This window comes from Streptomyces sp. cg35 (assembly GCF_050410835.1).
Classification (GTDB): domain Bacteria; phylum Actinomycetota; class Actinomycetes; order Streptomycetales; family Streptomycetaceae; genus Streptomyces.
The window spans coordinates 7,232,031-7,258,134 of record NZ_CP191268.1 but is presented as its reverse complement, the minus strand read 5'-3'; the positions used below and the strand labels follow the sequence as shown (position 1 = coordinate 7,258,134).

The 26,104-nt window shown below is 72.2% G+C and carries 25 protein-coding genes; 6 read left to right on the top strand and 19 right to left on the bottom strand.

All coding sequences use genetic code 11. The features are described 5' to 3' along the window. The first annotated feature begins 12 nt into the window (after positions 1-12). Complete coding sequence (locus ACQUQD_RS33185) at positions 13-222, top strand: DUF1918 domain-containing protein (RefSeq protein ID WP_428955868.1); 210 nt, start codon at positions 13-15, stop codon at positions 220-222. On the opposite strand, the gene ACQUQD_RS33180 is transcribed toward ACQUQD_RS33185, so the two are convergent. Beyond that, positions 219-1,439: a glycoside hydrolase family 10 protein gene (locus tag ACQUQD_RS33180; RefSeq protein ID WP_428955867.1), complete on the bottom strand. Its 1,221-nt coding sequence runs from the start codon at positions 1,437-1,439 to the stop codon at positions 219-221. The two genes, ACQUQD_RS33185 and ACQUQD_RS33180, sit on opposite strands and share 4 nt — an antisense overlap. Positions 1,440-1,596: 157 nt before the next feature. Between ACQUQD_RS33180 and ACQUQD_RS33175 the strand changes: the two genes are divergently transcribed. Both ACQUQD_RS33175 and ACQUQD_RS33170 read left to right on the top strand, forming a co-directional pair. Next, positions 1,597-2,457 carry a 3-hydroxybutyryl-CoA dehydrogenase gene (locus ACQUQD_RS33175; RefSeq protein ID WP_428955866.1) on the top strand — a complete coding sequence of 287 codons (861 nt, stop codon included), beginning with the start codon at positions 1,597-1,599 and terminating at the stop codon, positions 2,455-2,457. 202 nt (positions 2,458-2,659) lie between these two features. Beyond that, positions 2,660-2,917, top strand: coding sequence for a hypothetical protein (locus ACQUQD_RS33170; protein WP_428955865.1), 258 nt, complete (start codon positions 2,660-2,662; stop codon positions 2,915-2,917). Between the two features lie 15 nt (positions 2,918-2,932). Here ACQUQD_RS33170 and ACQUQD_RS33165 read toward each other — a convergent pair whose 3' ends face one another. From ACQUQD_RS33165 to infC, 10 genes are all read right to left on the bottom strand, one after another. Continuing rightward, complete coding sequence (locus tag ACQUQD_RS33165) at positions 2,933-3,463, bottom strand: NUDIX hydrolase (protein WP_428955864.1); 531 nt, start codon at positions 3,461-3,463, stop codon at positions 2,933-2,935. A gap of 72 nt (positions 3,464-3,535) precedes the next feature. Beyond that, positions 3,536-4,876: a transcriptional regulator gene (locus ACQUQD_RS33160; protein ID WP_428955863.1), complete on the bottom strand. Its 1,341-nt coding sequence runs from the start codon at positions 4,874-4,876 to the stop codon at positions 3,536-3,538. 257 nt (positions 4,877-5,133) lie between these two features. Beyond that, positions 5,134-6,156, bottom strand: a complete 1,023-nt coding sequence (locus ACQUQD_RS33155) for a PP2C family protein-serine/threonine phosphatase (RefSeq protein ID WP_428957717.1) — start codon at positions 6,154-6,156, stop codon at positions 5,134-5,136. A 294-nt stretch (positions 6,157-6,450) separates the two neighbouring features. Further along, complete coding sequence (gene pheT / locus ACQUQD_RS33150; protein ID WP_428955862.1) at positions 6,451-8,973, bottom strand: phenylalanine--tRNA ligase subunit beta; 2,523 nt, start codon at positions 8,971-8,973, stop codon at positions 6,451-6,453. After that, complete coding sequence (pheS, locus tag ACQUQD_RS33145) at positions 8,973-10,100, bottom strand: phenylalanine--tRNA ligase subunit alpha (protein WP_428955861.1); 1,128 nt, start codon at positions 10,098-10,100, stop codon at positions 8,973-8,975. The genes pheT and pheS overlap by 1 nt, the downstream gene beginning before the upstream one ends. Positions 10,101-10,252: 152 nt before the next feature. Then, positions 10,253-11,371 carry an ATP-binding protein gene (locus tag ACQUQD_RS33140; RefSeq protein WP_428955860.1) on the bottom strand — a complete coding sequence of 373 codons (1,119 nt, stop codon included), beginning with the start codon at positions 11,369-11,371 and terminating at the stop codon, positions 10,253-10,255. Between the two features lie 143 nt (positions 11,372-11,514). Next, positions 11,515-12,345: a TrmH family RNA methyltransferase gene (locus ACQUQD_RS33135; RefSeq protein ID WP_428955859.1), complete on the bottom strand. Its 831-nt coding sequence runs from the start codon at positions 12,343-12,345 to the stop codon at positions 11,515-11,517. Positions 12,346-12,520: 175 nt separating this feature from the next. Then, complete coding sequence (rplT, locus tag ACQUQD_RS33130) at positions 12,521-12,907, bottom strand: 50S ribosomal protein L20 (RefSeq protein ID WP_006350245.1); 387 nt, start codon at positions 12,905-12,907, stop codon at positions 12,521-12,523. Between the two features lie 100 nt (positions 12,908-13,007). Further along, positions 13,008-13,202 carry a 50S ribosomal protein L35 gene (gene rpmI, locus ACQUQD_RS33125; RefSeq protein ID WP_007829094.1) on the bottom strand — a complete coding sequence of 65 codons (195 nt, stop codon included), beginning with the start codon at positions 13,200-13,202 and terminating at the stop codon, positions 13,008-13,010. Positions 13,203-13,325: 123 nt separating this feature from the next. Continuing rightward, positions 13,326-14,009 (bottom strand): translation initiation factor IF-3, encoded by a 684-nt coding sequence (gene infC / locus ACQUQD_RS33120; RefSeq protein ID WP_428955858.1) that lies wholly within the window; start codon positions 14,007-14,009, stop codon positions 13,326-13,328. Between the two features lie 350 nt (positions 14,010-14,359). Here infC and ACQUQD_RS33115 point away from each other — a divergent pair, with 350 nt between their 5' ends. Then, entirely contained in the window at positions 14,360-14,740 is a 381-nt protein-coding gene (locus ACQUQD_RS33115) for a DUF1844 domain-containing protein (protein ID WP_428955857.1), read from the top strand. Between the two features lie 3 nt (positions 14,741-14,743). Here ACQUQD_RS33115 and ACQUQD_RS33110 read toward each other — a convergent pair whose 3' ends face one another. Continuing rightward, positions 14,744-15,475 (bottom strand): SseB family protein, encoded by a 732-nt coding sequence (locus tag ACQUQD_RS33110; RefSeq protein WP_428955856.1) that lies wholly within the window; start codon positions 15,473-15,475, stop codon positions 14,744-14,746. A gap of 95 nt (positions 15,476-15,570) precedes the next feature. Between ACQUQD_RS33110 and ACQUQD_RS33105 the strand changes: the two genes are divergently transcribed. Then, entirely contained in the window at positions 15,571-16,515 is a 945-nt protein-coding gene (locus tag ACQUQD_RS33105) for a serine hydrolase (protein ID WP_428955855.1), read from the top strand. Here the strand turns inward: ACQUQD_RS33105 and mycP are convergent. Together mycP and ACQUQD_RS33095 are read right to left on the bottom strand one after the other, a co-directional pair. After that, positions 16,499-17,659 carry a type VII secretion-associated serine protease mycosin gene (gene mycP / locus ACQUQD_RS33100; protein ID WP_428955854.1) on the bottom strand — a complete coding sequence of 387 codons (1,161 nt, stop codon included), beginning with the start codon at positions 17,657-17,659 and terminating at the stop codon, positions 16,499-16,501. The two genes, ACQUQD_RS33105 and mycP, sit on opposite strands and share 17 nt — an antisense overlap. Further along, entirely contained in the window at positions 17,656-18,927 is a 1,272-nt protein-coding gene (locus ACQUQD_RS33095) for a hypothetical protein (protein WP_428955853.1), read from the bottom strand. The genes mycP and ACQUQD_RS33095 overlap by 4 nt, the downstream gene beginning before the upstream one ends. Positions 18,928-19,066: 139 nt before the next feature. Here ACQUQD_RS33095 and ACQUQD_RS33090 point away from each other — a divergent pair, with 139 nt between their 5' ends. Next, complete coding sequence (locus ACQUQD_RS33090; protein WP_428955852.1) at positions 19,067-20,269, top strand: amino acid deaminase/aldolase; 1,203 nt, start codon at positions 19,067-19,069, stop codon at positions 20,267-20,269. Positions 20,270-20,275: 6 nt separating this feature from the next. Here the strand turns inward: ACQUQD_RS33090 and ACQUQD_RS33085 are convergent, their stop codons facing one another. Genes ACQUQD_RS33085 through ACQUQD_RS33065 form a run of 5 tightly spaced genes read right to left on the bottom strand, consistent with a single transcriptional unit; the run spans position 20,276 to position 26,079 of the window. Further along, positions 20,276-21,199, bottom strand: a complete 924-nt coding sequence (locus ACQUQD_RS33085; protein WP_428955851.1) for a DUF2510 domain-containing protein — start codon at positions 21,197-21,199, stop codon at positions 20,276-20,278. A gap of 28 nt (positions 21,200-21,227) precedes the next feature. Continuing rightward, positions 21,228-22,508 (bottom strand): haloacid dehalogenase-like hydrolase, encoded by a 1,281-nt coding sequence (locus tag ACQUQD_RS33080; RefSeq protein WP_428955850.1) that lies wholly within the window; start codon positions 22,506-22,508, stop codon positions 21,228-21,230. A 33-nt stretch (positions 22,509-22,541) separates the two neighbouring features. Beyond that, the gene (locus ACQUQD_RS33075) at positions 22,542-23,324 is read right to left on the bottom strand and encodes a 3-oxoacyl-ACP reductase (protein ID WP_428955849.1); all 783 of its coding nucleotides are present in this window, start codon (positions 23,322-23,324) and stop codon (positions 22,542-22,544) included. Beyond that, positions 23,321-24,724 carry an aldehyde dehydrogenase family protein gene (locus tag ACQUQD_RS33070; protein WP_428955848.1) on the bottom strand — a complete coding sequence of 468 codons (1,404 nt, stop codon included), beginning with the start codon at positions 24,722-24,724 and terminating at the stop codon, positions 23,321-23,323. The genes ACQUQD_RS33075 and ACQUQD_RS33070 overlap by 4 nt, the downstream gene beginning before the upstream one ends. After that, on the bottom strand, positions 24,721-26,079 hold the full coding sequence (locus tag ACQUQD_RS33065; RefSeq protein WP_428955847.1) for a glutamine synthetase family protein: 1,359 nt from the start codon (positions 26,077-26,079) through the stop codon (positions 24,721-24,723). Before ACQUQD_RS33065 ends, ACQUQD_RS33070 begins: the two co-directional genes overlap by 4 nt. Positions 26,080-26,104: the final 25 nt, after the last annotated feature.

Genomic DNA, 26,104 nt, shown 5'->3' with positions numbered 1-26,104 from the left:
AGGTCACTCCTGATGCACGCAACCGTAGGCGACCAGCTCCTGGTGCACGGCCGGATCGTCGGACAGCACGACCGGGTCGGCCGGATCATCGAGGTCCTCGGCAGCGACGGCGGCCCACCGTTCCGCGTCCGCTTCGAGGACGGCCACGAGGCCATCATGTCGCCGGGCCCCGACGCGGTCGTCCGGCCCGTCGTCGGGGGCAAGGGCAAGGGCCTGTCCTAGGATCCGGCGCCGTAGTGGTCCGCGACGACGCGGGCCATGGCGCCGATCCGGTCCTGCCTCACCTCTTTCGCGGAGAAGAAGACGTGCCCGAGCGCCTCGGGGAAGGCGGCCGCGAACGTGAGGTGCCGGGACAGCTCGGCGGGGTCCTGCCAGGCGGCGGGCTGCGCCGGATCACCCGCCTTGTAGAGGGCCTCGCCGAGGTACAGGCGCACCCCGGTGCCGCGCACGGTGTCGGCCCACCACGGCACGAGCTTCGCGTAGTCGGCCGCGCGGAACCCGATGTTCCAGTACGCCTGGGGCACGACGTAGTCGATCCACCCCTCCCGCACCCATTTCCGGGTGTCCGCGTGCAGGTCGTCGTACGTCTGCACGCCGGCCGCCGTGTCGGACCCCGCGGGATCCGTCGCCCGGTTGCGCCACACGCCGAACGGGCTGATGCCGAACCGGACGCGCGGTCTGATCCGCTCGATGCCGAGGGCCGTCTCGCGCACCAGCCGGTCGATGTTGTCGCGCCGCCAGGCCGCCCGGTTCGGGAAGCCGCCGCCGTACCGCGCGTAGGCGGCCGCGTCGTCGAAGGTCCGGCCGGCGACCGGGTACGGGTAGAAGTAGTCGTCGAAGTGCACGGCGTCGATGTCGTATGTGGCGACGGCGTCGAGCATCGCCTGCCGGACGAAGCGCCGGACCTCCGGCAGGCCGGGGTTGTAGTAGAGCTTCCCGCCGTACGTGACGACCCAGTCGGGGTGGACGCGCGCCGGGTGCGTGGCGACCAGCCGGCGCGGGTCGGTGTGGTTGGCGACGCGGTACGGGTTGAACCAGGCGTGCAGTTCCAGGCCGCGGCGGTGCGCCTCCGTCACGGCGGTGCCCAGCGGGTCCCAGCCCGGGTTCGCGCCCTGGGTGCCGGTGAGGACCTCGGACCACGGCTCGTACGGGGAGGGCCACAGGGCGTCGGCGGCGGGCCGCACCTGGAAGATCACCGTGTTCAGGCGGCGGCGGACCGCCGTGTCCAGGTGCGCGAGCAGCTCGGCCCGCTGCTGGGCGGCGGTCAGTCCGGCGCGTGAGGGCCAGTCCCGGTTCGCCACGGTGGCCAGCCACATGCCACGCATCTCGGGCCCGGGACGGCCGTGGTGGCGGGGCCCCGCCACGGCGTCGCCCGCCGCGAGTCCGGTCAGCGCGAGTGCGGCCCCGGCCGTGAAGGCCCGACGTGAGATACGTCCCATGGTTCCCCTCGGATTCCTGTGCCACGGTGTGGGCGGATGAACAGGCGTTAACCCGGGCTCCACCCCTCCTATGTCTACGGGGTAACGTGCAGGTCCGGAAGACCCCGACTGCCGGCGACCCCGGACGAACTGCGAAAGGCACGAGGTGACGGACACCTTGACTGACATCACACGCGTCGGCGTGGTGGGCTGTGGCCAGATGGGCGCCGGAATCGCGGAGGTCTGCGCCCGCAGCGGCCTGGACGTGATGGTGGCCGAGACCACCGGGGAGGCGCTGGAGATCGGCCGGACGCGGCTGCTCAACTCCCTCGCGAAGGCGGCCGAGCGCGGCAAGATCACCGAGGAGGAGCTGGCGGAGACGCTGAACCGGCTCACCTTCACCACGGACCTGGGCGAGTTCGCCGACCGTGACCTCGTCATCGAGGCGGTCGTGGAGAACGAGCAGGTGAAGACGGAGATCTTCCAGGTCCTGGACCAGGTGATGACCCGTCCCGACGCGATCCTCGCCTCGAACACCTCGTCCATCCCGCTGGTGAAGCTGGCCGTGGCCACCTCGCGCCCGGACCACGTCATCGGCATCCACTTCTTCAACCCGGCCCCGGTGCAGAAGCTCGTCGAGCTCATCCCGGCGCTCACCACGTCCGAGGGCACCATCAGCCGTGCCCAGGCCCTGGTGGAGAAGATCCTCGGCAAGCACGCGATCCGCGCCCAGGACCGCTCGGGCTTCGTGGTGAACGCGCTGCTCGTGCCGTACCTGCTCTCCTCCATCCGGATGTTCGAGTCCGGCATCGCCAGCCGCGAGGACATCGACAACGGCATGGAGCTGGGCTGCGCCCACCCGATGGGCCCGCTCAAGCTGTCCGACCTGATCGGCCTCGACACCATCGTCTCCATCGCGGACTCGATGTACGCCGAGTACAAGGAGCCGCTGTACGCCGCTCCCCCGCTGCTCCAGCGGATGGTCGACGCGGGCCGGCTCGGCCGCAAGTCCGGCTCGGGTTTCTACACCTACGCCTGATCACGGGGCCGCGCCCCTGATCACACTCCGTGCTCGCCAGTGGGCCCGGTGCTCTTCGGAGCACCGGGCCCACTGCGTTCGCACGGGGTGTGCGCGAGTGACCCGCATATGCTCTTTGCACACGCTCCCGCCGCGTCCACCAGGCGAGTTGACTTCCGGTGCGCACATCAAGGATGTGCCGACTACGGAAAGGAGCGGACTAGTGACCACCGACCCGGAGCATTCCGTGGTCCCGGAAGAACTCGCAGAGTTACGCCGTGTCTTCGAGGTGGGGCTGACCCGTATCGACGGTCAGATGGCCCTGCTCGCCCACCGCGACGACCAGACGGTCAAGGATCATGACGATCTGAGCGCGCGGATCAGTGCGCTCGAACACACCCGCTGGCCCCTGCCCGCGGTCGCCGCGCTGACCGCGGTCGGGGCACTGGCCATCACGGTGTGGCAAGTGCTCGGGCATTAGCGGCGAGGGCGGGCGCTAGCCGAGCCGGAGATGGTGCAGGAGCAGTAACGCGGCCGCCATGTTGGCGGCCGGGACCTCTCCTCGAGCGATCATGTCGGGGACGAGTTTGAGCGGGACCCATTCCCTGCGGTCCGACTCGAAGTCGTCCTGGGGGTGGCCGATGTACGTTCCCTCGTCGGTCCAGTAGATGTGGTGCCGGGCGTCCGTGAGTCCGTTGGACGGTTCGACGCTCAGCAGGTGCCGCAGCGGTCCCGGCCGCCAGCCGGTCTCCTCCTCCAGTTCCCGGGCGGCCGCGTACGCGATGTCCTCGCCGTCCTCGACGACGCCCGCCGCCAGTTCCCAGCCCCAGCTGTCCGTGATGAAGCGGTGCCGCCACAACAGCAGTACCTCGTCCGCGTCGTTGACCACCGTGGCCACGGCCACGGGGCGGAGCCGGATGAGGAAGTGGTCGAGATGCCGGCCGTCCGGCAGTTCGACATCCGCCAAGTTGACGCTGAACCAGCGGTTTTCATACACAGTTTGTTCGTTCTGTTTCGTCCACTGCACGGTTCTGCCACCTTCCGTCGAGTTGATGGCAATATCGCAGCAGTGGCGCCCTCGGGCGTCCTACGTAATGGCTCAGAGCGGTACGCGCAGCGCCCCGTCGATGAGTTCGGCGGCCTCGGCCGTGCCGGCACAGCCGCTGGCGACGAGGTGCTCGCGTACCGCCCGGAGTCGGTCGCGCAGGCGCTGGGACTCCATCCCCCGCGCCGTCTCCGCCATTTCGACGGCGGTGGCCACCGCCTGTTCGGCGTTGCCCTGTCTGAGCTGGATCTGGCTGAGCACGGCGAGCCGGTGCACGCGCCCGCGGTCGTGCGCCGGGGTGTGCACGGCCTCGGTGGCGTGCTCCTTGGCCGCCGCGTAGTCGCCGAGGCTCAACAGGGCTTCCGCGATCTGGACGTTGACGAATCCGGGCTGCACGTATCCCGTCTCGTCCGGTTCGTGTCCGCGCCGGATGCGGTCGGCGGCGGACTCGGCACGGCGGATGCACTCCAGCGCGCTCGTGCCGTCACCGAGGTGCGCGTACGCCTTCGCCTGCATCGCGTACAGGTCGGAGGCGAGCGCCGGGGTGATGTGCCGTCCGGCGGCGCGCAGCGCGGCCTCGGCGAAGGCGACGGCCTGGCGGTAGTCACGCATGTGCAGCGACTGATTGACGAGGAGCGCTATGACGTAGGCCCCAAGTCCCCGGTCACCGCTGGCCTTCGCGAGCCGCAGGGCCTGGTGGAAGTAGCGCTGGGCGAGGCCGTGCGCGTCGGAGTCGTACGCGCAGATGCCCGCGATGGCGACCAGCCCGCCGGTGGCCCGGTGCAGTTGGCGGCCGGTGGCGTCGGTGTAGCTGCCGCGCAGCAGCGGCGTGGCCTCGGTGTTGAGGAAGCCGACGATGCGGGTGCGTGTCGCGATGCCGCCGGCCTTGCGGTACATCTGCTCGTAGTGGCTGCGGGCCGAACGCATCATCTCGATGTCGGCGGCGCTGACCAGATGGCGCCCGCCGCGCGAGACGTCGGTGTCCTCCGGCGGGTTCTCCCACTCCCACACGGGCATCACGGCGGGGGTGCCGGTGACGGCCGGGGCGTCGAGGACGTGGCGGCGCTGCTGTTCGTCGGAGCGCCACAGCGCGGTGGCCCGCTCGACGAAGCCGGACAGCGAGGAGCTGTGCGGGGCCGCCGGTTCGCCGGGGATGCCGAGGCCGATGTCGTCGAGGGTGACATGCCGCTGCAGACGGCCCGCCAGGACCTCACAGATCAGGTCGGGGACCTGTCCCCGTGGCCGCTGGCCCTTCAACCAGCGGGCGACGGCGGTGTGTTCGTAGCGCAGCGCGAGTCCACGGGCCTTCCCCGCGTGGTTCACATGGGCCGCGAGGCCCGCGTGGGAGATCCCGGCCTCGTCGAGAATCGCGTCGAGCAGGGTGTTGGGCTGCATGGATGCCCTCCGTTGGCTCGGTGGCGCCAGCCTAGTGGAGGTGGCTTCACACGGGGTGTGATCGGAATGCTCAACTCCGGGCGCTGTGCACTCTGTTGTGGCCGGTTTCCGCCCGCTTGACTGAACTGCCTCGAAAGAGGCCGGCCGGGCCGTCGGCTCCCCCTCGTACAGACGGCGGCCCGATCCCGCGTCGTCCGCCCGCTCGCCTGCCCACAACTCCGCGGCGGGCGGACGACGCCCCCCTGGGACGGGAGGTGTCAGAGAACGGTGTGGGCGGTGCGGACGACGGGCTCGCCGTGCTGGACGGGTACGCGCCTGCGGTCGTTGCGCAGGACGAGCAGGGCCGCGTCGTCGCTCGGCGGTCCGCCGATGTGCCGCAGCAGCCGGCTGTACACGGCGTGGATGGCGGCCTTCGGCACGACGGTCCGGCAGCCCATGGCCTCGGTGAGCGCGGCCTGCAGAGGAAAGAACCGGCCACGCGCGTCGCGGGCGTCCTCGATGCCGTCGGTGTGCAGCGCGAGCCCCTCCCCCGGCAGGATCCGTCCGCACCGCACCGGCGCGAGCTCGGCGGGCAGCGGGAACGGGCCGAGCGGCGGCATCGGATCGCCGCCGGGCAGCGGCTCGACGGAGCGTGCCGCGCCGGGCCGCAGCAGATAGGGCCAGGGATGACCGCAGTTGAGCGCGTACACCGCGCCGTCCTGCCGGATCTCCAGGAGCAGCACGGTGACGAACTCCTCGGCGAGCGGACTCTCCGGCTCACCGCCGCCGAAGGCCGGATGCTCGTCACGGGACCGCTGGCGCAGATGCCGCGCGTGGGCGCGCTCCAACCGCCGCAGCACCCGGCCGAGTTCGTCCTCGTCGTGGGCGGCCTCACGGAAACTGCCGAGGACCGCGCCGACCGTGGCGAGCGCGCCGAGCCCGTGCCCGCGGACGTCCCCCATGACCACCCGGACCCCGTGGTCGGTGGCGACGACGTCGTACAGATCGCCGCCGATGCTGGCGCCGCGGTCGGCGGAGAGCTGGCCCGCGGCGAGGGCGAGCCCGTCGAGCCGCGGCGGCAGGGGCCGCAGCAGCACGGACTGGGCGGCCCCGGCGACGGCCTTGAGCTCCCGCACCTCCCGCATCAGACCGTGCCGTACGTGGAGTATGAGTCCCGTTCCCACCACGAAGAAGACGGCGCTGCTCACGATCCGCGCGCCCAGTCCGTTCTGCTGCGCGAGCGGGCAGGTCAGCTTGTACGTGACGGCGACCGCGCCCCAGACCGTGGGCAGGCCCAGCATCAACGCACGCCGGATCCGCCGGGGTTCGGCCCGGACGACCTTCACGAGGCGGGTACGGAGAGAGGTGCGGAGGGCGGTACGGACGGATCGGGCGGGCGCCCTGGTCTTGGTACGAAACATGCCGCCGGCCCCCTAGGCCCCGTTCAGCGCGCTCGCCGGTCGGCCCGACGACCGGATCGATTCTTACGACCGTCTGCCCCGATCGGGCCAGATCGCCAAGAATCCTCACTCGAACGAGTGAGGGGCGCACCCGGTGATCCGGATGCGCCCCTCAACGGGCTCCTGCCTGCGCCGTTACGCGCCGCGCAGCACCGCGCCCGCGCTCTCGGCGGCCTGGGCGACCGCCGCGTCCCGGGCGGCGCTGGCCTCGTCGACCGTCAGGGTGCGGTCGGCGGCACGGAAGCGCAGCGCGTACGCGAGGGACTTCTTGCCCTCGCCGAGCTGCTCCGCGTTCTCGTACACGTCGAACAGGCGGATGGACTCGAGGAGTTCACCGGCGCCGAGGCGCAGGTAGTGCTCCACGGCCGCGGCCGGGACGTCCTGGTCGACGACGAGCGCGACGTCCTGGGTGGCCACGGGGAACGTCGAGATCCGCGGCGCCTGCAGGGCACCGTCGCTCGCCTGCTCCACGAGGTCCAGGTTCAGCTCCATCGCGCTGGTGCGGGCCGGCAGGCCGAGGGCCTTGACGACGCGCGGGTGCAGCTCACCGGCGTGGCCGACGAGGGTCTTCACCCCGTCGATCACGGCGTACAGCGCGGCGCACCGGCCGGGGTGCCACGGCCCGTACTGGCCCTGGTCCACGGCCAGCTGGGTGCCGGCCTCGGTGGCGATGGTGCGCGCCGCCTCGACGGCGTCGGCCCAGGTCGCCGGGTGGCCCTTGCCCCACCAGCCGGACTGCTCGCGGGCGCCGGACAGGACGACCGCGGCGTGCCGGGGCTGGTTCGGGAGGGCGGCCGTGAGGGACGCGATCTCCTCGTCGGTGGGACGCCGGTCGACGGGCAGCCGGGTGGCGATGCGCAGCTCGTCCTGGGGGTGGAAGACCAGGCCGGTCTCGAAGAGCGCCAGGTCGTGGCTGCCCCGCCCGTCGTTGCGGCGCAGCGCGGACAGCAGGCCCGGCAGCAGCGTCGTACGGAGGGCGGGCTCCTCGTCGGAGAGCGGGTTGACGAGGGTGACGACGCGGCGGGCCGGGTCGTCCTTCTCCAGGCCCAGCTGGTCGAAGACGCCCTCGCCGATGAACGGGTAGCTCAGCGCCTCGACGTATCCGGCGCCGGCCAGGGCGCGGCCGACACGGCGGTGCGTGCGCTGGCGCTCGGTCAGGCCGCGGCCCGCCGGGGGCTTGGGCAGCGTGGAGGGCAGGTTCTCGTAGCCCTCCAGGCGGATGACCTCTTCGGCCAGGTCGTTCGGGTCGGTCAGGTCGGGCCGCCAGGACGGCACGGTGACCGTCAGGGCGTCCTGGCCGTAGACGTCGCAGCCGACCTGCTGGAGGCGGCGCACGACGGTCTCGCGGCCGTAGGCGACACCGGCCACCTTGTCCGGGTGGTCGGCCGGGATGGTGAGGGTGCGCGGGGCGCCGGGCGCGATGACCTCGGTGACGCCTTCCTCGGCGGTGCCGCCCGCGAGCAGCACGAGGAGGTCGACGACGCGCTGGGCCGCGGCGGACGTGGCCTGCGGGTCGACACCGCGCTCGAACCGCTTGGCCGCCTCGGAGGACAGCTTGTGGCGGCGCGAGGTGCGGGCGATGGTGAGCGCGTCGAAGTGCGCGGCCTCGATGACGACGTCGGTGGTCCCGGCGGCCCCCGTGGGATCGGCGTGGTCGGCGATCTCCGTGTTGGCGCCGCCCATCACGCCGGCGAGGCCGATGGGGCCGCGCTCGTCGGTGATGACGAGGTCCTCGGCGTCGAGCGTGCGCTCGGTGCCGTCGAGGGTCTTGAGCTTCTCGCCGGGCAGGGCGCGGCGCACCCCGATCGCACCCTGCACGAGGGAGCGGTCGTAGGCGTGCAGCGGCTGGCCGAGCTCCAGCATCACGTAGTTCGTGACGTCGACGGCGAGCGAGATCGGGCGCATGCCGGCCTTCTGCAGGCGGCGCTGCAGCCAGATCGGCGAGCGGGCCTCGGGGCTGAGGCCGGTGACGGTGCGCGCGGTGAAGCGGTCGCAGGCGATCGGGTCGGAGACCTGGACCGGGTAGCCGAACGCGTTCGGCGCGGGCACGTCCAGGAGCGCCGGGTCGCGCAGCGGCAGCCCGTACGCGGTGGCGGTCTCGCGGGCGATGCCGCGCATCGACAGGCAGTAGCCGCGGTCGGGCGTGACGGCGATGTCGAGCACCTCGTCGACGAGCTCCAGGAGCTCGATGGCGTCGGTGCCGGCCTCGTGCTCGGGCGGCAGCACGATGATGCCGTGCGTGCCGTCGTCGCCCATGCCCAGCTCGTCGGTGGAGCAGATCATGCCGTGCGAGGTCTTGCCGTACGTCTTGCGCGCGGCGATCGCGAAGCCGCCGGGCAGCTCGGCGCCGGGCAGCACGACGACGACCTTGTCGCCCACCGCGAAGTTCCGGGCGCCGCAGACGATCTCCTGCGGCTCGCCCGTGCCGTTGGCCTGGCCGACGTCGACCGTGCAGAACCGGATCGGCTTCTTGAAGCCTTCGAGCTCCTCGATGGTCAGCACCTGGCCGACGACGAGGGGGCCCTTGAGGTCGGCGCCGAGCTGCTCGACGGTCTCGACCTCAAGCCCTACGCCGACCAGCTTGGCCTGCACGTCGCGGCCGGTCTCGGTGGCGGGGAGGTCGACGTACTCCCGCAGCCAGGAAAGCGGGACCCGCATCAGATCTCCATCCCGAACGGCCGGGTGAACCGGACGTCACCCTCGACCATGTCTCGCATGTCTTCGACGTTGTGGCGGAACATCAGCATCCGCTCGATGCCGAACCCGAAGGCGAATCCGCTGTACTTCTCGGGGTCGACGCCGCACGCGGTCAGCACGCGCGGGTTGACCATGCCGCAGCCGCCCAGCTCGATCCAGCCCTCGCTGCCACAGGTGCGGCACGGCCGGTCCGGGTTGCCGACGGACTCGCCGCGGCACACGTAGCAGACCATGTCCATCTCGGCGGACGGCTCGGTGAACGGGAAGTAGTTCGGCCGCAGCCGCGTCTTCATGTCGTCGCCGAAGAGCGCCTTGACCATGTGGTCCAGGGTGCCCTTCAGGTCGGCCATGGTGAGGCCCTCGTCCACGGCGAGCAGCTCGATCTGGTGGAAGACCGGGGTGTGCGTGGCGTCCAGCTCGTCGGTGCGGAACACGCGACCGGGGCAGACGACGTAGACGGGCGGCTCACGGTCGAGCAGCGTGCGGGCCTGCACGGGCGAGGTGTGCGTGCGCAGCACGACACCCGACTCGTCTCCCTCGGTGCCCTTGGGGCCCTGCACGAAGAAGGTGTCCTGCATCTGCCGCGCCGGGTGATCCGGCGTGAAGTTCAGGGCGTCGAAGTTGAACCACTCCGCCTCGACCTCGGGGCCCTCCGCGATCTCGTATCCCATGGACACGAAGACGTCCGCGACGCGCTCCATCATCGTCGTGAGGGGGTGGCGGGCGCCGGCCGGAGTGCGGTCGTAGGGCAGCGTGACGTCCACGGCCTCCTCGACCAGGACGCGCGCGTCGCGCTCGGCCTCCAGCTCGGCCTGGCGGGCGGCGAGGCCCCGGCCGACGGCGGCGCGGGCCTGCCCGACGAGCTTTCCGGCCGCGGCCTTGGCCTGCGGCGGCAGCGCGCCGATCTCGCGGTTGGCGAGCGACAGCGGCGACGTGCCGCCGGTGTGCGCGACCTTGGCCTCCTGAAGCGCCTCGAGCGAGTCCGCGGCGGCGAAGGCGGCGAGCGCCTCGTCCCGCACGCGCTCGATCTCTTCCGGTTTCAGTGCCTCGACCTCGACAGGGTCGTACGACTTGTTCGGTGCCGACATCTCTTCCCGTGCTTCCGATTGGCTGGCGGATGGCCCCGTCTACGACCCGTCCCTGATTCGCTGACGAACCGTCCCTGACGTGGAGACGCAATGTGCCAAAGGACGAGTCTAACGGGGGTGAGGTGTACGAACGCGCCCGTGGGGGCCGGTGCTCAGGCGTTGAGGTACGCCGGCGCCGCCACGGGCAACGTAAATCGGAACTGGGCGCCGCCACCGGGCGCCCGCCCGACGGTGATGGTGCCGCCGTGGGCTTCGACGATGCCCTTGACGATGTAGAGGCCGAGCCCGGTCCCGCCGCGCTTGCTGCCCCGCCAGAAGCGGGTGAAGACGCGGTTCATGGACTCCTCCGGGATGCCGGGCCCCTCGTCGCTGACGGTGACCGAGGTGGATTCCTTGGCCGTCGTGGTGGGCTCTACGTCAATGGTGACGGCTCCCTCGCCGTGCCGCACGGCGTTTTCCAGCAGGTTGCTCAGCACCTGGTCGACCTTGTCGGGGTCGGCCCACAGGTCGGGCAGCGGCTGGCCGACGCGGAGCAGGAACCGCTGGGCCGGCTGACCTGCGGCGACATGGGCCTGGATGTGCCGGGAGACGGCGGCTCCGATGTCGACGGGCTGCCGGCGCAGTTCGAGGCGTCCGGAGTCGATCCGCGAGATGTCGAGGAGCTCGGCGATCAGCCGCGTCACCCGGTTCGCGTCGGCGTCGACGGTCTCCAGCATCAGCCGCTTCTGCTCGTCCGTGAACCGCTCCCACTTGGCGAGCAGGGTCGCCGTGAACCCCTTGACCGAGGTCAGCGGCGAGCGCAGCTCGTGGGCGACGGTGGCGATGAGCTCGGCGTGGCTGCGCTCGGTGCGGCGCCGGGCCTCCGTGTCGCGGATCGAGACGACGACCCGGCGCACGGGCCCGGTCGGGCGGGTCCGCACGTAGCGCGCGGTCACCAGGACCTCCCGGCCGCCCGGCAGCAGCAGGTTCCGCTCGGGCTGTCCCACGCGGGTGGCGAGGCCGCCGTAGGGGTCGGTCAGCTGCCACCAGCGGCGGCCTTCGAGGTCCTCCAGGGGCAGCGCACGCTCCAGCGCCGTGCCGAGGGCGCGTGCGGCGGGTACGGCGGTGATGCGCTCCGCGGCGGCGTTGAAGCAGACGATGTGGCCGCTCTCGTCGGCGACGACGAGTCCGTCGGGCAGGTCGTCGGGGTGGAGGCCGGGTCCGGCGGAACCGAGCGTGGCCATCTCCGGGGGTGTGCTCACCCTCGATGCCCTGCTGGTGCGGACCGTCATCTCCCCGTACCCCACCTCTCGAAACGGCACAGTGGGCCCCGAGTTCGCCACCCTACTAGTCGCAGGTGACGGACTACCAGTCACCGGTGACGCAGAGAGAGCGCACGAGGCCCGCGCGCGCCGCGCCGGAGCGCCGGTGCCGGTCAGCGGCGGCATCCTCCGGGGGCGCGCTGGGCGCGGGCGGAGGCGTACAGGCAGACGGCGGCGGCCGTCGCGAGGTTGAGGCTCTCGGCCTTGCCGTGGATGGGCACGCGGACGACGGCGTCCGCGAGGGCGCGGGTCTCCTCGGGCAGCCCCCACGCCTCGTTGCCGAAGACCCAGGCGGTCGGGGTGCCCATGGTGCCCTTGTCGAGCTCGTCGTCGAGGTCGTCGTCACCGGCGCCGTCGGCGGCGAGGATGCGCACACCGGCGGCCTTCAGCCCGGCCACGGCCTGCTCGACGGGCACGCCCACGGCGACCGGCAGATGGAACAGCGACCCGACGGACGCCCGGACGGCCTTGGGGTTGTACAGGTCGACGGACGCGTCGGTGAGGACCACGGCCTCGGCGCCCGCGGCGTCGGCGCAGCGCAGCACGGTCCCGGCGTTCCCGGGGTCGCGCACGTGCGCGAGGACGGCGACGAGCCGGGGCCGGGCCGCGAGGATCTCCTCGAACGGGGTGTCCAGGAACCGGCAGACGCCCACGAGTCCCTGGGGCGTCACGGTCGTCGAGATGTCGGCGACGACGCTCTCGTCGGCGAGGTGCACCCGGGCGCCCGCGGCGCGCGCCTCCCCCACGATGTCGGCGTACCGCTCGGCGGCGTCGAGGGTGGCGAACATCTCGACGAGCCCCCCGTGCGCGGCGGCCTCCCGCACGGCCTGCGGCCCCTCGGCGAGAAACAGCCGTTCCTTCCCCCGGAAGTTCCGCTTGCCGAGCCGCCGGGCGGCGGACACACGGGACGACTTGGGAGAGATCAGCTCGGGAACGGCAACCATGACAACTCACCTGGGGAGGAAGCGCCCCGAAGGGGGCGCGGGGAACTGCGCGACCAGCCACAACCGGCCCGCGCACGGCACACGACGCTCGACGGCAGACGAGCCGCCGAACGCACTCGGACCCGCAAGCACTCGGCTTGCGGGTCCGAATATCACGTCCGGCTCAGCGGAGCGATCAGGCGGCAGCCTTCGGGGCGTTGACGTCCGCCGGCAGAGCCTTCTGCGCGACCTCGACCAGCGCGGCGAACGCGTTGGCGTCGTTGACGGCGAGCTCCGCGAGGATCTTGCGGTCCACCTCGATGTTGGCGGCCTTCAGACCCTGGATGAGGCGGTTGTACGTCATGCCGTTCTGGCGGGCAGCGGCGTTGATGCGCTGGATCCACAGCTGACGGAAGTCGCCCTTGCGCTTCTTGCGGTCGTTGTAGTTGTAGACCAGGGAGTGGGTGACCTGCTCCTTGGCCTTGCGGTACAGACGCGAACGCTGACCGCGGTAGCCGCTGGCCTGCTCGAGGATCGCCCGACGCTTCTTGTGCGCGTTGACTGCGCGCTTGACGCGTGCCACTTGTTAACTCCTTGTAGCGGGGCCGGGGTTGACGTCACCCGACCCGAATTCGAATAGGTCCCGGTCTAGCCGACGTGCGCGGCGCCGAAGCGCCGGTACGTCACTTGCCGAGAAGCTTCTTGATCTTCTTGGCGTCGCCCGGGGCCATCTCGGCGTTGCCGGTGAGGCGACGCGTCAGGCGCGACGACTTGTGCTCGAGCAGGTGGCGCTTGCCGGCGCGCTCACGGAGCACCTTGCCGGAGCCGGTGACCTTGAAGCGCTTGCTGGCACCGCTGTGCGACTTGTTCTTCGGCATAGCGCCGTTCTCTCCTCGTCAGTGGCGTTCCCGGCCGGTTCGTGCCGTGGGCGCGAACCGGCCGTGAGGGAACGTCAGTTGTGTCAGTTGGTATCCGTGGCGCACAGGCTGTACGCCGCCGGATCATGCCTCGGCAGGAGCCTCGGCGGGGGCTTCGGCAGGAGCCTCGGCGGGCTGCTCCTCGGCGGCGTTCTGCGAACGCCCCGGGTTGGCCTTCGCGTCGGCCTTGCGGGCGGCCTGCGCCTCGCGAGCCTCGGCCATCGCCTCGGTCTTCTTCTTGTGCGGACCGAGGACCATGATCATGTTTCGACCGTCCTGCTTCGGGTTCGACTCCACGAAACCGAGGTCCTCGACGTCGTTCGCGAGACGCTGCAGCAGTCGGTAGCCGAGCTCCGGCCGGGACTGCTCGCGACCACGGAACATGATCGTGATCTTGACCTTGTCGCCCTGCTTGAGGAACCGGACGACGTGACCCTTCTTGGTGTCATAGTCGTGCGGGTCGATCTTCGGCCGGAGCTTCATCTCCTTGATGACCGTGTGCGCCTGGTTCTTGCGCGCCTCACGGGCCTTCATGGCCGACTCGTACTTGAACTTCCCGTAGTCCATGAGCTTGCAGACGGGCGGGCGGGCGTTCGCCGCCACCTCGACCAGGTCGAGGTCGTACTCCTGAGCAAGCTCAAGGGCCTTGGCAAGCGGAACAATCCCGACCTGCTCGCCGCTGGGACCGACAAGACGCACTTCGGGAACGCGAATCCGGTCGTTGATGCGGGGCTCGGCGCTGATGGATCCTCCTCGGTAGCACCACACGACGGCCTGGCGGACCGCCGCGTACGATTTTTCCTAAGTACCAACCGCGCCGACGCACAAAAAATGCCCCGGACGGTACACACGCGGGGCTCCAAGGAAGTACCGGAACACCGCCACGGTGGACCGCGGGGCGCAACTCGGACGGCTCCATCGTCCGTACGGAACGATGGGGACCGCCTGACCGGTGACCCGCCGCCCGTGAGGGCGGTCAGGTGGGAGATCGGAGCCTCCACTTGTGGGCCGGGTACTCAGGTCGTGCAGACGTGGGTCTCCGGCCGGTCGTTACACAAGGTTAGCAGCACTTGGGGGGTGCGCCCAACCGGGTGCGCGGGCGGCATATCGTGTGGGGCATGAGTGACGCCATCCCCGCAACCCCGTCTCTTGATTCCCCCGAGACTCCCGACTACGACGCGCTGACCCGCGACATCGCCGAGGTGCCCGCCGTCGAGGTCATCGTGACGGTCGCGGTGAACCTGATGAGCGCCGCCGCGGTGAAGCTGGGCCTCACCGAGGAGGGTGACGCCCACAAGGACCTGGACGAGGCCCGCAAGCTGATCCACGCCCTGGCCGGACTGCTCGACGGCAGCGCCACGGAGATCAGCTCCTTCCACGCGGCCCCGCTGCGCGACGGTCTGAAGTCGCTGCAGCTGGCGTTCCGCGAGGCCTCGCTGGTGCCGGACGAGCCGGGGCAGGGCCCGGGCGAGAAGTACACGGGGGCCGTGTACGGCTAGATCTCAGTCGCGTACGTAGAGGGGCTCGCCCGGTGGGGTCGCCTCGGCCGGCAGCAGCGCCAGGTCGAGGCCGCGCACCAGGCGGGCCCTCAGTGTTTCGTCGGCGGCGATGCGCCGGGCCACGGCCTGCGCCGTGGCCGCCGGGTCGGCGCCGGGGTCGATGACCAGGGCCACGACGCCGTCCGCCGGGCCGGGGCCCAGGTGGGCCCGGCGCACCGCGGGCTCGGCGGCGACCGCGGCGCGGACCGCCTCGGTGACCGCGGGGTCGGCCAGCGGGTCGGCCGAGGTGCGGCCCTCGGCGAGGGCGTAGAGCGCGGCGCCCGTCAGCTCGTAGGGGACCGGGCCCGCGAGGTCGAGGACGACGGTGTCCGCCTTCTCGTGGGCGGCGGCCTGCAGCGCCTGGTGGAGCGGGACGGCGACCGGGCGGGCCTCGGGGTCCCACAGGGCCAGGGCCGCGGTGGAGGTGAAGGCGGGGAGCGCCGTGCGCGAGCCGGCCTTCAGGGTCGGGACGGCCATGTCGCTGGTCTTCTCGCGGCGCAGCCCGTTCTCGTCCTCCTCGACCTCGCCGAGGACCGCGACGACCGGGACCAGGAGCCGGGCGTCCTTCAGCGCCTCCAGGACCGGTCCGTGGGCCGTGCGGTCCTGGGACCAGGCGGCCAGGGCCTCGGCCAGACGCGGGTCCGCGGTGCCGTCGTCGTCGGAGAAGCCGGGGTCGGGAATGTTCTTGTTCGCCACGTTCACCGACCCTACCGAGCGGACGGGCCCGGGTTCTCAGCGGACCCTGAGGTGCGGCTCATGGTCCGCACAGGACGGCGCCGGAGCATCGCGGCATGCCCCACGGAACCAGTCGTCGGCGGGCCCGTACCGACCGCCGGCATCCTCTGCTGTACGCGGCCGCCGCCTCGGCGGTGCTCGTCGCCGCCACCGCCGGCACTACGGTCTACGTGAAGGCGCAGGCACACGACGCGGCCGTCCTGGTCTCGCACGTGGCGTCCGAAGGAGGCTCCGTGTCACCGTCCCCCTCCCCCTCTTCCGCCCCCACCGTGGATCTGGACACCCGGCTCGCGAAGGCGGTGCGGGCCGCCGCCGCCGGGCAGGACGGGGACTTCGCCGTGGCCGTCCTCGACGTGGCGGGCGGCACGGGCGCGACGTACGCGTCGGACGACGGGACGTACGACACGGCGAGCGTGGTGAAGGTCGACGTGCTGGCCGCGCTGCTCCTGCAGGCGCAGGACGACGGGCGGGCGCTGACCGCGCAGGAGAAGACGTACGCCGTCGCGATGATCGAGAACAGCGACAACGCGGCGACCACCGCGCTGTGGGACACCATCGGCGGGGCGGACGGGCTCGACGCGGCGAACGAGCGGCTCGGGCTGTCCGGAACCAGTGGCGGCGACGGGCCGTTGTGGGGGCTGACCCAGACCACCGCCGACGATCAGCTCACGCTGCTGCGACAGGTGTTCGGCGTCGGGGACACCGTGTTGAGCGAGGCCTCACGGGCGTACGTCCAGGAGCTGATGGGGAACGTCGCGGCCGATCAGCGGTGGGGGATCTCCGCGGCCGGCTCGGTCGACGCCGCCGCGCTGAAGAACGGGTGGCTGCAGCGGAGCACCACCGGGCTGTGGGACATCAACAGCGTCGGCCGGGTGGAGGTCGACGGGAAGCGGTACCTGGTGGCCGTGGTCTCCCGCGGCAGTGCGACGAAGGACGCGGGGATCTCGCTGGTGGAGAGCGTGGCGCGGGCCGCGGTGGGGGCGGTCAGCGACGACGGCTGAGCCGGTGGCCGCGCCACAGGTGGACGGCCGCCCCGAGGAGCAGCGCGCCGAGCACGTAGGCGACCGGGGCGACCCAGCCGGCCGGTCCGTCGTCGTCCGGGTCGTCCGGGCCGGGGCCGAAGTACTTCTCGCCGTACGAGGCCGAGGTCAGGCCCTGCGGCTTCAGCTCCGCGCCCTCGCGGATCGCGGCGGCCGGGTCGACCATGCCGAAGCCGCGTGAGTCGTCGCGGCCGCCGGTCGGCGGGTCCTCGGCGGTGTCCTCCATGAGCTGCTTGATCTGGGCCGGGCTCAGGCCCGGGTGCGCGGCGCGGACCAGGGCGACGGCGCCCGAGACGAACGCGGAGGCGGCGCTGGTGCCCCACGCCGAGTAGTACTTGCGGTCGGGGTCGGCGGTGACGATGCCGCGGCCCGGGGCGGCGACGGTGGCGTACCAGCGGCGGGTGGAGAAGTAGGCCCGGTTGCCCGCGGCGTCGACGGCCGTGGCCGTGATGACGCCGGGGTAGGCGGCCGGGTAGGAGATGTGGTCGCCCTTCTTGCCGCCGTTGCCCGCGGAGGCGACGACGGAGACGCCCTTCTTGAGCGCGTACTGGACGGCCTCGTCCTCGCCCGCCTCGGCGTGGGCGGTCGGGGAGTCGTCGCCGAGGGAGAGGTTGATCACGTCGGCGCCGTGGTCGGCGGCCCAGCGGATGCCCTCGGCGAGCGCGTTGCCCCGGGTCTCGCGGGCCTTGGCGCGGGACGAATCGCCGTCCTCCAGGATCACGCGGACGGGCAGGATCTTCGCTTCCGGGGCGATGCCGATGACGCCGTCGCCGTGGTCCGGCCCGTGGCCGTGGCCCGCGATGATGCCGGCGATGGCGGTGCCGTGGCGGGCCCAGGGGCGGTCGCCGCGCTCGGCGCCGAAGCCGATGAGGTCCTTGCCCGCGAGGACGTTGCCCGCGAGGTCGGGGTGCTGGTCGTCGACGCCGGTGTCCAGGACGGCGACCGTGATGCCCTTGCCCTTCGTGGTGCGCCACGCCTCCTGGGTGTGCATGGCCTCCAGGCCCCACTGCTGGGCGCGGACCGAGTCGGCGTGCGCGGCGGTGGACGGGAGCAGGGCGAGGGCCGCCGCGCCGGTGAGGGCGGCGATCCGGTGGCGGCGGTTCATGACGGCTGCTCCGTGGACTTCTGTACGGCCTTGCGCAGGCCCCGTTCGACCCGGTCGGCGATGCCCTGGGCCTCGTGGCCGAGTCCGGCCTGGGCGGCGGTCGTGGTGGCGCCCTGCTTCATGGCGTCGGCGGCGGGCTGGGGGTCGGTGAAGGTGCGGCCGTCGGCGAAGCCCGAGACCGCGTAGACGACGACCGGCGCGTCGGTCAGGACGTTGATGCTCCAGGACGCGCGCTGGGCGTCGCCGAAGTCCGCGGCGGCGGTGCCCGGCACGGCGAACGGGCGGGGCACGAGGTCGGTGCGCCGGTCGAGGCCCTCGTCGGTGAGGCGGGTGCGCAGCGCCTTGGCCGCCTCGGAGTCGGCGCTGGTGAACATCAGGCCGACGGTGGTGACGTTGCTCTGTGTGGCGTCGGTGTACGTGGCCCGCAGCAGACGCTGGCAGCCGACGGGGCGCAGCGCCTTGTACAGGAGGGGGTCGAAGGCCTTTTGGCAGCCGCTGTCGGGGGCGACGCCGATCCGGGTCCAGGTGCGGTCGGCGCCGCCGGGGCCGGCCCCTTCGCCGTTGAGTGTGCGGGGGAAGAGCGCGTCGACGGGGATGCCGTGCCACAGGTCGGCGGCGCCGCGGTAGGCGCTCTGCGCGGACAGGGTGCCGTCGCTCTCGGCGCCGGTCAGCAGCGAGCCGGTGGCGGCGCCGCCGATCAGGCCGAGGCCGAGCACGAGGCAGGCCGCGGCGGCCGCGGCGCGCGGGCGCAGCCGGGCGCCGACGGGGCGCAGGCGGGTGGTGCTGTCGTCGTAGTGCTCGGGGCGGGCGAAGCGGACGAAGGGCCTGCCGGCCGCTCCCGGGAGGGGGGTGAGGTCGACGGTGCCCACCGCCCTGCGGGGGGCGGGTGTGCGGGGTGCTCCGGGCGGGGCCGGGGGGACGGGGCGCAGGCGGGTGGTGGTCTCGTTGGGGTGCGCATCGCCGCCGTCGGTGGTCGCGCCGCGCCCCGCGGGTGCGGCGCCGTTGTGGCTGCTCGCGCCGTTCCCCGCGCCCGTGGGCGGGATCGCCTCGGGGGGCAGTGGCACGGCGCGGGGCGTCGGCATCGGGGGCGGGGTGTCCGGGAACCGGGACGAGGGGACCGGCGGGGGTGGCGTGGCGGGCAACGGGGGCGCGCCGTCGGGGAGTTGGGGCTCGTCCGGCCGCGCGGACGCGGGCGCGCGGCCCGGTGGGGCGGTCGGCGGCGGGGGTGTCGTGGGACGCGGCGGGACACGTCGGGCTTCCGTGCTCATGCCTCCCCGTTTCCTCAGCCTGCGTGCGCGTCACTCTAACGGGCCTGCCCATGTACCGGGCGCATCAGTCCGCGGGCTCGGCCGATCTGCCCGGATCGTCCCTCTACCCTGCGGTAATCGGGTCTGGCAGGCTTCGGTCATGACACCGCGCGCCGCCGACCGGGCCCGCTTCGACCGGGCCACCGCACACCTCGACGCCCCCGTGGCGATCGTCGATCTGGACGCCTTCGACGCCAACGCCGACGATCTCGTCCGCCGGGCCGCCGGGAAGCCGATCCGGGTGGCCAGCAAGTCCGTGCGGTGCCGGGCGCTGTTGGAGCGGGTGCTGGCGCGGGACGGGTTCGCCGGGATCATGTCGTTCACGCTGGCCGAGTCGATCTGGCTGGCCCGGTCCGGGTTCGACGACGTGCTGCTCGCCTATCCGTCGGCGGACCGGGCCGGTTTCGCCGAGCTCGCGCACGACCCGAAGCTGGCCGCCGCCGTGACCGTGATGGTCGACGACCCCGCCCAGTTGCGGCTGATCGACGACGCCAGGGACGGGGGCCGCGAGGAGATCCGGGTGTGCCTGGAGCTCGACACGTCGTGGCAGGTGCTCGGCGGGCGGGTGCGGATCGGCGCCCTGCGTTCCCCGTTGCGTACGCCTGCCCAACTCGCCGATCTGGCACGGGTGGTGGCGCGCAGGCCCGGGTTCCGGCTGGTGGGGATCATGGCGTACGAGGGGCATGTGGCCGGGGTCGGGGACGCGGTCGCGGGGCGTCCGGTGCGCTCGCGCGCGATCCGGCTGATGCAGGCCGCGGCACGCAAGGAGCTGGCCGTGCGGCGCGGCGAGGTGGTGCGGGCCGTGCGGGCGGTGGCGCCGGACCTGGAGTTCGTGAACGGCGGCGGGACCGGGAGTGTGCAGCACACCGCCGCCGAGGACGCGGTCACCGAGATCGCCGCCGGGTCGGGGCTGTACGTACCGCGGCTCTTCGACAACTACACGTCGTTCAGCGGGCGTCCGGCGGCGCTGTTCGCCCAGCCGGTGGTGCGCAGGCCGGGGGTCGGGGTCGTCACGGTGCTGGGCGGCGGGTATCCGGCGTCGGGCGCGGCGGGTCCCGACCGGCTGCCGGTGCCGTATCTGCCGGAGGGGCTGCGCTACGACCCCCAGGAGGGTCCGGGCGAGGTGCAGACGCCGCTGCTGGGCGCGCCCGCCGACGATCTGCTGATCGGGGACAAGGTGTGGTTCCGGCACGCGAAGGCCGGTGAACTGTGCGAGCGGTTCGAGGTGCTGCACCTCGTGGCGGGCGACGCGGTGACGCGGACCGTGCCCACGTATCGCGGTGAGGGCTACACGTTCCTGTAGCCCCCGTCAGTCGCCGGGGCCGACGCTGCTGCCCACTCCCCCGCCGCCGTCCGTGGTGCCCACCGGCCGGATGCCCTTGACGATCCTGTCGAGGTCGGCGAGCGGCGGGGACGCGTGGCTCGCGTCGAGGGTGCAGCGCACGGCGACGAGCGACTGGGAGCCGACGCTGGAGGGGAACACCACCGACTGCACATAACCGCCGGGCCCCTCGGCCGTCGTGACCTTCCAGCGCACGAGGAAGCCCGCGCGTCCGGCGACCGCGATCTGCTGGGCGGCCGTGACCTTGTGGGAGGTCATGCCGCCGAACGGCCGCTGTCCGACGGCGTTGGTGTCGTACGCGAGGTCGGCGGCGTCGGCGACGTCCTTCCTGGCCAGGGCCTGGACGCTCGCGCCGACTTCAGCGTTGGTCACGGTGTGCGTGGCGACGGTGCCGCGGCGGCACAGGCCGTCGTCGTACGGGCAGGTGTAGGTGCCGGGCGTGGTCAGCAGGACGTCGTCGTCGGCGACGTTCTCGGCCTTCTGCCAGCCGTCGACGACGGGCAGCGTGATGCCGTTGAGCTGGTCGGTGACGCGGGTGGGGTCCTCGCTCGGGGACGGCGCCGCGCTGGTGGTGCGCGGCGGCGCCGTCGGCGAACCGGGCTGTGCGGTCGGCCCGTTGCGCGCCCGCGCCTCGTCCGGGCCGGCGTCGTCGCCGAGGATCACGACGACTCCGGCGACGATCGCCACGACGAGCGCGATCCCGGTGGCGACCACGGCGGCGATCCTGCCGCGGCCGCCGCCCGGCCGGGGCGGCGGCGCGAACGCCACCGGCGCGGGAGCCGCCGGCACCGGCTGTCTGCGGGCCTGGGTCCATGCCGTCCCGTCCCACCAGCGTTCGGTGGCCGGAGCGTGCGGATCCGGGTACCAGCCGGGCGGCGGCATCATGCTCATCCCGGCACTGTAGGCCGGGCTCCGAAGGTCAGTACACCGAGTCGGTCTGATCGGGCACGACCGAGCCGTCGTCCCTCAGCAGTGGCCCGAATCCGCCCTCGGGCAGGTTGTCGGCGGCCGTCGAGCAGGGGTACGTGCCGGACTTCCGCGGCAGCGGCTCGACGAACATCGGGTTGGCGACCCAGCGTCCGTCGGCGTTGTCGTAGGCGCGGCACATGATCTCGTTCTTGTTGCGGTTGAGCACGAGGTGGGCGCCCGTCGCGTCGCCGACGAACGTGACGTCGGTGTCGGCGTCACCGCCGCCGAGCGCGATGCGCCGGTCCCAGCGCTGCTTGTCCCAGGCCGGCTTGCCCTTGATGCGGAAGATCTCCTGGTTGATCCAGCAGCGCTTGCCGTCGATGTAGGGGATGGCCTCGCCCTGGCTCACGGGGACGCCGCCGCAGCCTTCGTTGTACGTCGTGATGCGGCCCTTGCGGTCGAGCACGGAGCGGATGGCGATGGTGTGCTTCCGGTCGATGCCGACGCCGCGCGACCATACCTCGGTCACGGGCTCGGACCCGGCGGACACGATGTAGACGTCGAAGCCGGCCTTCTGGAGCGTACGGATCAGGTCGCGCTGCTGGTCGTAGTAGCGGACGTAGCCGGGGATGGTGTGCGTGCCCAGTTTCTGGGTGGCGCCGACCGGCGCGGCCAGGGCCTCCTTGCGGGCGGCGGCCGCGTACGACTCCAGCTCGGGAACGGTGTGCCCGGCGAACAGCTGCGGCACCCAGGCGTACTGGGGCACCGTGCGGCGGTGGTTCCAGTCGCCCGCGAAGGCGGCCGCGCCGCTCATCGTCCTGCCGGACTCGCGGATGTTGAAGATCTCGTCCGTGCAGTCGGTGTCGGTGGAGGTGGGCAGCGGAGCGCCCACGGGGACGTCCGTGCCGCAGGCCGCGGTGAGGGCCTTGTCGGCCTCGTCCGTCAGCCACTTGCTGGTCTTCCTCCAGCTCGCGGGGCGCAGGATCTTGTCGTGCTTGAGGGACCAGGCGATGGTGGCGTCGGTGACGTCGTTCTTGGAGACGGTGTTGTCCCAGTCGAACGCGGCGACGGGACGCGGGCCGTGGTGGCCGTTGCAGGTCCCGCGCTCGTCGATCATGCGCTGGAGTTTCGCCCGGTTCTCGCCGTACCACGGCAGCTTCTTCGACAGCTGCGGGCAGGCGCGGTCGGTGGTGGGAGCGGACGTGGCGGCGGCCGCAGGAGAGACGAGAGCCGTGGCCACCAGTGCGGTGACCACGGCCGAAGTCCACGCGGAAACATTTCTGTTACGCATGCCTGGGGACCGTACACCTACATGACGCGTCCCCTACAGAGGCGTGACGTACGCGCCCGAGATCCCGCCGTCCACCAGGAAGTCGGTGGCGTTCACGAACGCCGCGTCGTCGCTGGCGAGGAAGGCGACGGCCGCCGCGATCTCGTCGGCCTCGGCGAACCGGCCGACCGGAATGTGCACGAGCCGGCGTGCCGCCCGCTCCGGGTCCTTGGCGAACAGCTCCTGCAGCAGCGGGGTGTTGACCGGGCCGGGGCACAGGGCGTTGACCCGGATCCCCTCGCGGGCGAACTGCACGCCCAGTTCGCGGGACATGGCGAGGACGCCGCCCTTGGAGGCGGTGTACGAGATCTGCGAGGTGGCCGCGCCCATCCGCGCGACGAACGACGCCGTGTTGATGATGGAGCCCTTGCCCTGGCGCCGCATGTACGGGATGGCGGCCTTGCAGCAGAGGTACACGGATGTGAGGTTGACGTCCTGGACGCGCTTCCAGGCCTCCAGGCCGGTGTCCAGGATGGAGTCGTCGTCCGGCGGCGAGATGCCCGCGTTGTTGAAGGCGATGTCGACCGAGCCGTAGGTGTCGTACGCGGTCTTGAAGAGCGCCTCGACCTGTTCGGCGTCGGTGACGTCGACCCGTACGAAGGTCCCGCCGACCTCGTCGGCGGCCTTCTTGCCCGCGGTCTCGTCGATGTCGCCGCAGACCACGTGCGCGCCCTCGGAGGCGAGGCGGCGCGCGGTGGCGAGGCCGATGCCGCTGCCGGCGCCGGTGATGACGGCGGTGCGGCCGACGAGCCGGCGGCAGATGTTCTCTTCGGTCACTGTGCGGGGCCCTCCGTGCTGATGAAGACGTTCTTGGTTTCGGTGAAGGCGGTGAGGGCGTCGGGGCCCAGCTCGCGGCCGAGGCCGGACTGCTTGAAGCCGCCGAACGGGGTCCAGTAGCGCACCGCGGAGTGCGAGTTGACGGACAGGTTCCCGGCGCGGACGGCGCCCGACACGCGCAGGGCGCGGCCCAGGTCCCGGGTCCAGATCGAACCGGCGAGGCCGTACGGGGTGGCGTCGGCGAGGCGGATCGCGTCGGCCTCGTCGGTGAACGGCAGCAGGACCGCGACGGGCCCGAAGATCTCCTCCACGGCGGCGTGCGAGTCGGCGGCTTCTGCGGTCAGCACGGTCGGCGCGAACCAGAAGCCGGGCCCGGTGGGCGCGGTGCCCCGGATGCCGGGGGCGGAGTCGGGCACGAAGTGCCGTACCCGGTCGAGTTGCCGACGGGAGATCAGCGGGCCCATCTGCGTCTTCTCGTCCAGCGGGTCGCCCACGACGACGGCGCCGAGCGCGTCGGTGAGCAGCGCCGCGCACTCCTCGTACACGGACTCCTGGACGAGGATGCGGGTGCGGGCGCAGCAGTCCTGGCCGGAGTTGTCGAGGAACGAGAACGGGTCGAGGGCCTGGCTCAGGTCCGCGTCGGCGAAGACGACGTTGGGGCTCTTGCCGCCGAGTTCGAGGGTGACCGGTTTGACCAGGGCGGCGCAGCGCTCCATGATCGCGCGGCCGGTGCGGGTCGACCCGGTGAAGACGATCTTCGCGACGTCCGGGTGGTCGACGAGGGCGCGGCCCGCGGTGTTCCCGTAGCCCGGCAGGACCTGGAAGAGGCCCTCGGGAAGGCCCGCTTCCAGGGCGAGTTCGGCCAGGCGCAGGGCGGTGAGCGGGGTCGTCTCGGCGGGTTTGAGGACGACCGCGTTGCCCGCCGCGAGGGCGGGGGCCGTGCCCCAGGCGGCGATCGGCATCGGGAAGTTCCAGGGGGCGATGACGCCGACGACGCCGAGCGGTTCACGGAAGGTGACGTTCCAGCCGCCGGGGGCGGGGATCTGCGCGCCGGTGAGGCGTTCGGCGCCACCGGCCGCGTACAGGAGCAGGTCCCGTACGTTGCCGGCCTCCCAGCGGGCGTTGCCGATGAGATGTCCGGCCTCGCGGACCTCCAACTGGGCCAGTTCTTCCAGGTGTCGGTCGACGGTGTCGGCGAAGCGGCGCAGCAGACGGGCGCGGTCGGCGGGGGCCGCGGCGGCCCAGCCGCGCTGCGCCTCGGCCGCGCGGCGCACGGCGCGGTCGACGTCTTCCGGGTCGGCGGCGGGGACGGCGGCCACCACCTCCTCGGTGGCGGGGTTCAGCACGGTCAGTGTGCTCGGATCGGCGCTCAGGTCGGTCTCCCGGTCGGGCACGGTCACAGCCTCTCGAATCCTCGGCGGAGCTCCCAGTCGGTCACGGCTGCGTCGAACGCGTCGAGCTCGACCCGCGCCATGTTGCGGTAGTGGGCGACGACCTCGTCCCCGAAGGCGGCCTTGGCGATGGGGCTGTTCTCCCAGAGCTCGGCGGCCTCGCGCAGGGTGGTGGGGACGTGCTCGTACTCGGCGGTGTAGGCGTTGCCGGGGCAGGCGTCGGGGAGTTCGAGCTTGTGCTCGACCCCGTACAGGCCGGCCGCGACGAGTCCGGCGACGGCGAGATGCGGGTTGACGTCGCCGCCGGGCAGCCGGTTCTCGAAGCGGAGCGAGCGGCCGTGGCCGACGACGCGGAGCGAGCAGGTGCGGTTGTCGTGGCCCCAGGCGACGGCGGTCGGGGCGAAGGAGCCCGGCTGGAACCGCTTGTAGGAGTTGATGTTCGGCGCGTAGAGGAGGGAGAAGTCGCGCAGGGCGGCGAGCTGTCCGGCGAGGAAGTGCCGCATCAGCTCGGTCATCCCGTCCGGCCCGGCCATCGCGTTGGCGCCGTCGGCGTCGGTGAGCGAGAGGTGGATGTGGCAGGAGTTGCCCTCGCGCTCGTTGTACTTGGCCATGAAGGTGAGCGAGACGCCCTCCTGCGCGGCGATCTCCTTGGCGCCCGTCTTGTAGATGGCGTGCTGGTCGCAGGTGACGAGGGCCTCGTCGTAGCGGAAGACGATCTCGTGCTGGCCCGGGTTGCACTCGCCCTTGGCGGACTCGACGGTGAGGCCGGCGCCCGCCATCTCGTTGCGGATGCGGCGCAGCAGGGGCTCGATGCGGCCGGTGCCGAGGACGGAGTAGTCGATGTTGTACTGGTTGGCCGGGGTCAGGCCCCGGTAGTTCGCGTCCCAGGCCTGCTCGTAGGTGTCCTTGAAGACGATGAACTCCAGCTCGGTGCCGACCTGGGCGGTGAGGCCGAGCTCGGCGAGGCGGTCCAGCTGGCGGCGCAGTATCTGGCGGGGCGCGGCGACGACGGGCGAGCCGTCCTCCCAGGCGAGGTCGGCGATGAGCATCGCGGTGCCCGCGTTCCAGGGGACTCGGCGCAGGGTGCTCGGGTCGGCGTGCAGGGCGAAGTCGCCGTAGCCGCGGTCCCAGGAGGACATCGCGAAGCCGTCGACGGTGTTCATCTCGGTGTCGACGGCCAGCAGGTAGTTGCAGCCCTCCGTGCCGTGCTCGAGCACCTCGTCGAGGAAGAACCGGGCGGCGAACCGCTTGCCCTGGAGCCGCCCTTGCATGTCGGGGAAGGCCAGGACGACAGTGTCGATCTCTCCGCTCGCGACGAGGGCGTGCAGCTCCTCGACGGCGAGCGGGGGTGTGCGGTCTGCCACGGGAAATCCTCCTTGGGTCCCTGGG